The following is a 7,468-nucleotide window of genomic DNA, read 5'->3' on the forward strand; positions in this document are numbered from 1 at the left end:
GCCGCCGCCCACGGCCTGCACGCCATCGTGCGCCCCGGCCCCTACATCTGCGCCGAGTGGGACAACGGCGGGCTGCCCGGCTGGCTGACCCGGGACCCGGCCATCCGGCTGCGCTCCAGCGACCCGCGGTTCCTGGACGCCGTCGCCGGCTACTTCGACCGGCTGCTGCCGGTACTGGCAGCGGCCCAGGTGACGCGGGGCGGACCGGTCCTCGCCGTGCAGGTCGAGAACGAGTACGGCGCCTACGGCGACGACTCCGGCTACCTGCGCGCCCTCGTGGGGATGCTGCGGCGCGGGGGTATCGACGTCCCGCTGTTCACCTGTGACCAGGCCGACGACACCATGCTCGCCCGGGGCGGGCTGCCGGACGTGCACCGCACCGGGAACTTCGGCGGGCACGTCACCGAACGGCTCGCCGTCCTGCGGCGGCAGCAGCCGACCGGTCCGCTGATGTGCGCCGAGTTCTGGAACGGCTGGTTCGACCACTGGGGCGGCGCGCACCACACCACCCCGGCCGCCGAATCCGCGCGGGCGCTGGACGAGCTGCTCTCGGCCGGGGCCTCGGTCAACGTCTACATGCTGCACGGCGGCAGCAACTTCGGCCTGGGCAATGGCGCCAACCACAAGGGCGTCTACCGGCCCACCGTCACGTCCTACGACTACGACGCCCCCCTGTCGGAGGCGGGAGACCCGACCGAGAAGTACGCCGCCTACCGCGAGGTGATCGCCCGCTACGCCCCGGTGCCGGAGCTCGCGCCGCAGCCCGCGGGACCGGCGCCGGCGTTCCCGGTCCGCGCCACCGCCACCGCGCCGCTGCTCGGCCACCTGGACCGGCTCGCCACCCGCACCGACCACGACCGGGCGCCCACCATGGACGAGGCCGGCCAGTACCGCGGGTTCGTGCTCTACCGCACAACGCTCGCCGCCGCCGGTCCCCAGGTGCTCACGGTCGGCGAGGTGCGGGACCGCGCGCAGGTCCTCGTGGACGGGGTCCCGGCCGGCGTGCTCAGCCGAGAGTTCCACGACACCTCACTGGCGGTCGCGCCGAACCGGCCCGACGCGGTCCTCGACCTCCTCGTGGAGGACCAGGGGCGGGTGAACTACGGGCCCCGGATCGGCGAGCACAAGGGGCTCATCGGCCCGGTCGCCGTCGACGGCGCCGAACTGCGCGGCTGGCAGGTGTACCGGATCGACCTCGACGCGCATGCCGGACTGCCGTTCACGCCCTCGGACGCGGCGGTGCTCGGGCCGGCGTTCCACAGCGGCGAGTTCGAGGTCGGCGGCCCGGTCGACTTGCACCTCGCGCTGCCCGGTTGGACGAAGGGCGTGGCGTGGGTCAACGGCTTCTGCCTCGGCCGGTACTGGCGGCGCGGTCCGCAGCGCACGCTGTACGTTCCGGGGCCGGTGGTGCGGGCCGGCCGCAACCGCGTCACCGTACTGGAGCTGGAGTCGGCCCGGCGCCCCGAATGGGAGTTCCGGCCCGGCCCGGACGCGGGGCCCACCGAGGAGTGAGACCGCCCGCACGGGCCACCGGGCGGGCGGAACGGGCGGCCGTCCGCGGCTCGGCGGCCGCCGCGAACGCGGCGACTGCGACCCAGTGGACTGCCACGGCGGCACCGACCCGATCGGACCGCTGCCCGGCTGACCGCGACCATCCCGCGCGGTCACGCACGGTGTTCCACGTGAAACACCGCCGCTCCGCGGTGCGCCTCCGGGGCGGTGGACGGGTAGGGCCGCTGCCCGCCGGGCTCCTCGCCGGGTGTGCTGGAGTGCCGCCGGGTCCGTCCGGCGGCGGACCGCCCGCGGGCGGACGACGCGGCTGCCGCTCCGGGATACCGTCACACGGTGACCGCCCCCTCCCCGCCGGCCGCGCCGGACCAGCGAGCGGTGTGCCCGCCCCGGCTGCGCTCCGGCGCACTCGCCGTGCTCGACGGGCTGGCCGCCGTCGCCTTCACCCTGGTGCTCCTGGCGCTGCCCGACCTCGGTCCCGCCCGCGCGTCCGGTCCGGTGGTGCCCGCATGGGTGGACTACATGGTGGCGGCCGGCATCGGGCTGCCGCTCGCGCTGCGCCGGCGGTGGCCGCTGCCGGTCTTCGGGGTGGTTCTCGGGATGTCGGCGGCGGGGCTGTTCCTCGGTACGGCGCACGACGCGTTCGTCGCGGCGGCGTGGGCGCTCTACACGGTCGCCCACACCCGGGTGCGCGTCCGCTGGGGGCTGTCCACCGCTGTCGGCGCGCTGAGCGCGGTCGGGCTCTTCGGGGCCACCGCCACGGGCGTGCCGGCGACCCGCGGCACGGAGCCCGCGTGGTGGGGCGGGGAGGCGGTGGCGGTGCTGCTCGGGGCGGTCCTCCTCGGTGGTGCCTGGACGGTCGGCAGTGCGGTGCGCGCCCGGCGGGACTACGCGGCGTGGTCGGCCGCCCGGCTGGCGCGGCAGGCGGTGACCGAGGAGCGGCTGCGCATCGCGCGGGAACTGCACGACATCGTCGCGCACAGCATGGGGGTGATAGCGGTGACGGCGGGGGTCGCCAACCACGTCCTCAAGGAACGCCCCGAGGAGGCGGGCGCGGCGCTGCGGACCATCGAGGAGACCAGCCGCGGCGCGCTCACCGAGACCCGCCGGCTGCTCGGCGTGCTACGTACCGAGGGCGCGTTCCAGGAGGCGGCCGCCGACCGGGTGCCGCATCCGGGACCGGCCGACCTGCCGGCGCTCGTCGCCCCGGCCGAGGCGGCCGGTGTCCGGGTCGACCTGCGGGTCACCGGCGCTGGCCGGCTGCCGGAGGCGCTCGGGCTCTCCGTGTACCAGATCGTGCGGGAGGCGCTGGCGAACGTCGTCCGGCACGCGGCTCCGACGCGCTGCCAGGTCACCGTCAGCGGGTCGGCCCGCGACGTGCGGATCACGGTCGTGGACACCGGCCCGCCACCGCGCCCGGGCCGGGAGCGAGCGGCCGGCGGCGGGCACGGCATTATCGGGATGCGGGAGCGTGCCGCGGCGTTCGGCGGGAGCTTCGCCGCGGGGCCGCGGAAGGGCGGCGGGTTCGCGGTGGAGGTACGGCTGCCGTACGTGACCGGCGGCGGGGTGAGGGCGTGAGTGAACCGATCCGCGTGCTGGTGGCCGACGACCAGGCACTGCTGCGCGGCAGTTTCCGGGTGCTCGTCGACAGCGCGCCCGGGCTCATGGCGGTCGGCGAGGCCGAGAACGGCGCGGCCGCGGTCGACCTCGCACGGCGGGAGCGGCCGGACATCGTGCTCATGGACGTCCGTATGCCCGAGATGGACGGGATCGAGGCGACCCGCCGCCTCCGCGACGCGCCAGAGACGGCTGGTGTACGGGTGCTCATCCTCACGATGTTCGACCTCGACGACTACGTGTACGCCGCGCTGCGCGCGGGAGCCAGCGGGTTCCTGCTCAAGGACACGCCGCCGGCCGACCTGCTGACCGCCATCCGGACCGTGGCGGCCGGCGACGCGCTGCTCGCCCCGAGCGTGACCCGCCGGCTCATAGCCGAGTTCGCGCGCCGGCCGGCGGCCGCGCCGCCGCTGGCGCGCGACCTGCGCGGGGTCACCGCCCGGGAGCGCGAGGTCCTCGTCCTGGTCGCGCGCGGGCTGGCGAACCGCGAGATCGCCGAACGGCTGCACCTGGGGGTGGCCACCGTGAAGACGCACGTCAGCCGGCTGCTCACCAAACTCGACGCGCGCGACCGGGCGCAGCTGGTCATCGTCGCCTACGAGAGCGGGCTGGTGTCGACCGGCCGCGACTGACCGCCGCGTGCGGCGCCCGGCCCGACCGCGGTGCCGGGCGCCGGGACCACCCCGTTCACGCCGCCGGCAGCGGGGCGAAGAGGTCGACGCCGTTGCCGTCGGGGTCGTGCAGCGTCGCGTAGCGTTGCCCCCACACCGCGTCCCAGGGTGCCACGTGGCCCGGGTAGCCGGCCCGCACGAGGTCGTGGTAAAGGCGGTCCACATCGGCCGGGCCGTCGCACCGGAAGGCCAGGCTCATGTTCGGGCCGCCGCGGGCCGGGGTCCAGTCCGGGGCGAACGAGCGGATGGTGTCGGCCGTGTCCCAGGCGAGCCGCAGCCCGCCCGGGAGCGTGGTCTCCACGTGCGGCTGGGAGTCCGCGTCCGCCGGGATGTCGAGGCCGAGGCGGCGGTAGAAGGCCAGGGACGCGGCCATGTCGGCCACGACCAGGCCGACCAGATCGCAGTGAATCGTCATGGGGCGCACGATACGGCGGCCGGCGGCGCAGGGTATTGCAGGAAACGGACACGGCGCGGCGGCGGTCCCGGAAGGGGCCGGGCCGGGGCCGTATCAAGGGGCCGACCGGCCCTGGTGGAGGAGTCCGGGTGGTGCCACACTCCGGTTCGGAAAGCGCTTTCTTCCATTCCGTCGAAGGGATCGCCATGTTCCGAAGGAGACCCCCGGTCCGCAGCGGCACCGCAGGCACCGTCCGCCGCGCGGCCGTCGCCGCGACCGCTGCCCTGGCCGCCGTCGCCGCGATGTCCGGACCCGCCGGCGCCGCGCCGGCTGCGGCGGCCAGCGCGGACCCCGTTCCCACGCTGGTCGTCGCGACCAACGGCAGTGACACCGCCCCCGGCTCGCTCGATCGGCCGCTGCGCACGATCCAGCGCGCCGTCGACCTCGCCGAGCCCGGTGACGTCATCGCCGTGCGCGGCGGCACGTACCCGCTGACCTCGGCGAACATCTCCATCACCACCAGCGGCCGGGCCGACGCCCCCATCACCCTGACCAACTACGGGGACGAACGCGTGGTCATCGACGGCGAGGCGCTGCCGGCCAGCCACACCCCGGTGGGCGGCAGTATCCCGCGGCCGCAGCGCGGCGCCATCCACCAGGAGGCGTCATGGTGGCGGGTGAGCGGGCTGGAGATCATCAACGGTCCGTACGGTGTCTACTGCGACGGGTGCAACGACAACGTCTTCGCCGACCTGGTCACGCGGGACAACTACGAGAGCGGGTTCCAGCTCCAGGGGCAGTCCCCGCGCAACCTCATCCTCAACCTCGACAGCTACGGCAACCGCGACCCGCGCAAGAACGGCGAGAGCGCCGACGGCCTCGCCATCAAGGAGGGGTCAGGCGGCGGGAACGTGGTCCGCGGCGCCCGGCTGTGGAACAACGTCGACGACGGGTTCGACGCCTGGGAGTTCGGTTCGCCCATCACGGTCGAGGACAGCGTCGCCTACGGCAACGGCTACAACCGCTGGAACCTGCCGGACTTCTCCGGGGACGGCAACGGCTTCAAGCTCGGCGGCGGCAGCCCCGCGCCGGTGGTCGCGCACGTCGTCCGCAACACCATGTCGTTCGGGAACGCCGCCGACGGCTACACCGACAACGGCAACGGCGCAGCGATGCGGCTCACCCGGAACACCGCCTACGAGAACGCGGACCGCGGATTCCAGCTCAACCGCTCGGCGACCGTGCCGACCGGCAACCTGGCGGTCGGCAACGGCGCCGCCGTCGCCATCGGCTCGGCCAGGGGGTCCGGCAACTCCTGGGGCATCTCCGGCTCCTGGAGCGACGCCGATCTGCTCAGCACCGACTCCCGGGTGCTCACCGGCCCGCGGACGGGCGCCGGGGACATCGCCGGCTCCGACTTCCTCCGCCCGAGGAACCACCCGGACCTCGGCGCCCGGCTCTGACCGCCGCGGCCGCCCGTATCGCGGCGGCCGGCCTCCGCCCGCCGCACCACTCGGCCTCCGATGGCCCGGCGCCGTGCCGCGCCGGGCCGTCGGCACCGCACCGTGCCCCGGCCAGCTGGTCGCCAGAGCGCCGCCCGGCCTGTCCTGCGCGGGTTCAGGGATACGGGGGATACGGGGCGGGCCCGGGACGCGGACCTGTGGCGTGTCTGGCGGACGACCATCGCTGGGCAGTGGTCACCCCGCCGGGTGGCAGGTGCGGTGCTGCGCCACGGGCGACCGGACAAGCCCTAGTGCAGGGCGGTCTGCGCCCGGTCCAGCGCCCGCATGGCGTCGAGCATGTCGGCGGCGGCCGCACGGCTGTCGTCGTCATCCCGCTGGGTATCGCGGACCGACGCGGCGGCGCTGAGGAGGGCGGCGAGCGCGGCACCGGTCAGTTCGATCGCGCGGCCGAGCCGGTTGGCGACCACGCCTTCCTCATCCGGCTGCTCCGAGCCGTCCCCCACCAGGCGGCCGAGGGCCTGCGTGAGCCGGGTGACCTGCCACTCCGCCAGTGCGAACTCCTCGACCTCGCTGCGCACGCCGGCCGCAACCGCCCGGCTGTGTGCGGCGGGGCCGAAATCCTCCGACCCTGCGGCGATCGCCGCCTGCTCGGCGTCGATCGCGTTGCGCTCCGCGGCGCCGAGCAGCGCGTAGGCCAGCTGCACCGCGGCCATCGCGCCCGCCGTCCGGCCGGGAGCGTTCTCGACCTCGATCCCGAACTCCTTCAACAGGACCACCATCCGGTCACCGTTGAGCGGGCGGCCCGTCTGCGTCGTCGTCATGTCGATGATCGTAAAGACCGCACATTACGCACAGCGCAAGAACCCGACAAATTGCCATAGCAGTTCGCGCCCTATCAGATGCTGTGGCCCGACGAGCCACGTGTGCCCCATATCCGGGCGAACAAATCCCGAATTCACGACGCTCCGAACCACGGCGGCCCGGGCTCCGAGACACCTCCACCGGAGCGCGCCGACCGCACCCCGGCGAGCGCACGGAGTGGGCCTGAGCGTGCTGTTGTGCCGGCCGGACGTCCCATGTCAGGGGATGTCCGGCCTCGCGGGATCGACGTCCATGGCCAGGGCCAGACGTTCCGCGTCGGGGGGGCGATGCGGCGGGAACCACGCCTCGTACGGCCGACGGAGTCGGACACCCGGTGCCAGGAGGCTGCGGGGGCCGTACCCGGCCGTACCCGGCCGTACCCGGCCGGAGCGGCGCGGCCGGACCCCCTGCGTCATGCGCGCGGGCGGGCCGGAGGCCGTGCACCGGGGCCGGCGAAGACGTGCCGGGACCGGGTCAGAACGGCCACCAGGGCGGCGGCCAGCCGCCGGAGGACCCGCCGCCAGACCCGTCCTCGCCGCCGTCACCGGGGTCGGTCGGACTCTGCGTGGGCCCGGGTTCCGGAGTGGTCGGGTCGGGTTCGGCCGGCGGCGGATTCGACCCGCCGCTGCCGGTTCCGCCGTCCGTAGGGACGGCATTGTCGGGCGAGGTGTCGGGTGTACCGCCCATGTCGGTCGGCGGCTCCGCCGCGGCCTCCGGCGCCTCCTCGGCGGTGGGGGCGGGGGCCTCCGGGCTCGGCGACACAACCACCTCCTCGACCACCGGTGCGTCCTGGGCCTCGTCAGGCGACTCCGAGGGCGGAGCCGGCGAGTCGGACACCTCGGCCGGCGCGGTCGGCGGCTCCGTCGGAGCGTCGGCGACCCGCACCACGGTGCCGTCCCCGCTCGTGAACAGCCACCCCAGCCCGCCCGCCGCCAGTCCGGCCAGGGCCACCG

The 7,468-nt window shown here is 75.2% G+C and carries 6 protein-coding genes and 1 pseudogene; 4 read left to right on the plus strand and 3 right to left on the minus strand.

Translation table 11 applies throughout. The annotated features are described in order from the left end of the window. The 3 genes from DEF28_RS24290 to DEF28_RS24300 all read left to right on the plus strand — a co-directional run. Positions 1-1,512, plus strand: a 1,512-nt coding sequence (locus DEF28_RS24290) for a beta-galactosidase (RefSeq protein WP_114446236.1), incomplete at its 5' end; no start/stop codon positions are given. A gap of 333 nt (positions 1,513-1,845) precedes the next feature. Continuing rightward, positions 1,846-3,087, plus strand: a complete 1,242-nt coding sequence (locus DEF28_RS24295) for a histidine kinase (protein ID WP_199493500.1) — start codon at positions 1,846-1,848, stop codon at positions 3,085-3,087. After that, positions 3,084-3,758, plus strand: a complete 675-nt coding sequence (locus DEF28_RS24300) for a response regulator (RefSeq protein ID WP_114400415.1) — start codon at positions 3,084-3,086, stop codon at positions 3,756-3,758. The genes DEF28_RS24295 and DEF28_RS24300 overlap by 4 nt, the downstream gene beginning before the upstream one ends. A gap of 55 nt (positions 3,759-3,813) precedes the next feature. On the opposite strand, the gene DEF28_RS24305 is transcribed toward DEF28_RS24300, so the two are convergent. Further along, entirely contained in the window at positions 3,814-4,212 is a 399-nt protein-coding gene (locus DEF28_RS24305; RefSeq protein WP_114400414.1) for a VOC family protein, read from the minus strand. Between the two features lie 185 nt (positions 4,213-4,397). Between DEF28_RS24305 and DEF28_RS28900 the strand changes: the two genes are divergently transcribed. After that, positions 4,398-5,654 carry a right-handed parallel beta-helix repeat-containing protein gene (locus tag DEF28_RS28900; protein ID WP_114400413.1) on the plus strand — a complete coding sequence of 419 codons (1,257 nt, stop codon included), beginning with the start codon at positions 4,398-4,400 and terminating at the stop codon, positions 5,652-5,654. A 287-nt stretch (positions 5,655-5,941) separates the two neighbouring features. Here DEF28_RS28900 and DEF28_RS24315 read toward each other — a convergent pair whose 3' ends face one another. Both DEF28_RS24315 and DEF28_RS27715 read right to left on the minus strand, forming a co-directional pair. Next, the gene (locus DEF28_RS24315) at positions 5,942-6,475 is read right to left on the minus strand and encodes a hypothetical protein (protein WP_114400412.1); all 534 of its coding nucleotides are present in this window, start codon (positions 6,473-6,475) and stop codon (positions 5,942-5,944) included. Between the two features lie 514 nt (positions 6,476-6,989). Continuing rightward, a pseudogene (locus tag DEF28_RS27715) lies at positions 6,990-7,468 on the minus strand (hypothetical protein); the annotation flags it as partial.

This window comes from Marinitenerispora sediminis (genome assembly GCF_003336425.1).
Lineage (GTDB): Bacteria > Actinomycetota > Actinomycetes > Streptosporangiales > Streptosporangiaceae > Marinitenerispora > Marinitenerispora sediminis.

Excerpts from the sequence above, each read along its gene's own strand:
- DEF28_RS24305 (WP_114400414.1), bottom strand. The coding sequence starts at position 4,212 with ATGACGATTCACTGCGATCTGGTCGGCCTGGTCGTGGCCGACATGGCC.
- DEF28_RS28900 (WP_114400413.1), top strand. The coding sequence starts at position 4,398 with ATGTTCCGAAGGAGACCCCCGGTCCGCAGCGGCACCGCAGGCACCGTC.
- DEF28_RS24315 (WP_114400412.1), bottom strand. The coding sequence starts at position 6,475 with ATGACGACGACGCAGACGGGCCGCCCGCTCAACGGTGACCGGATGGTG.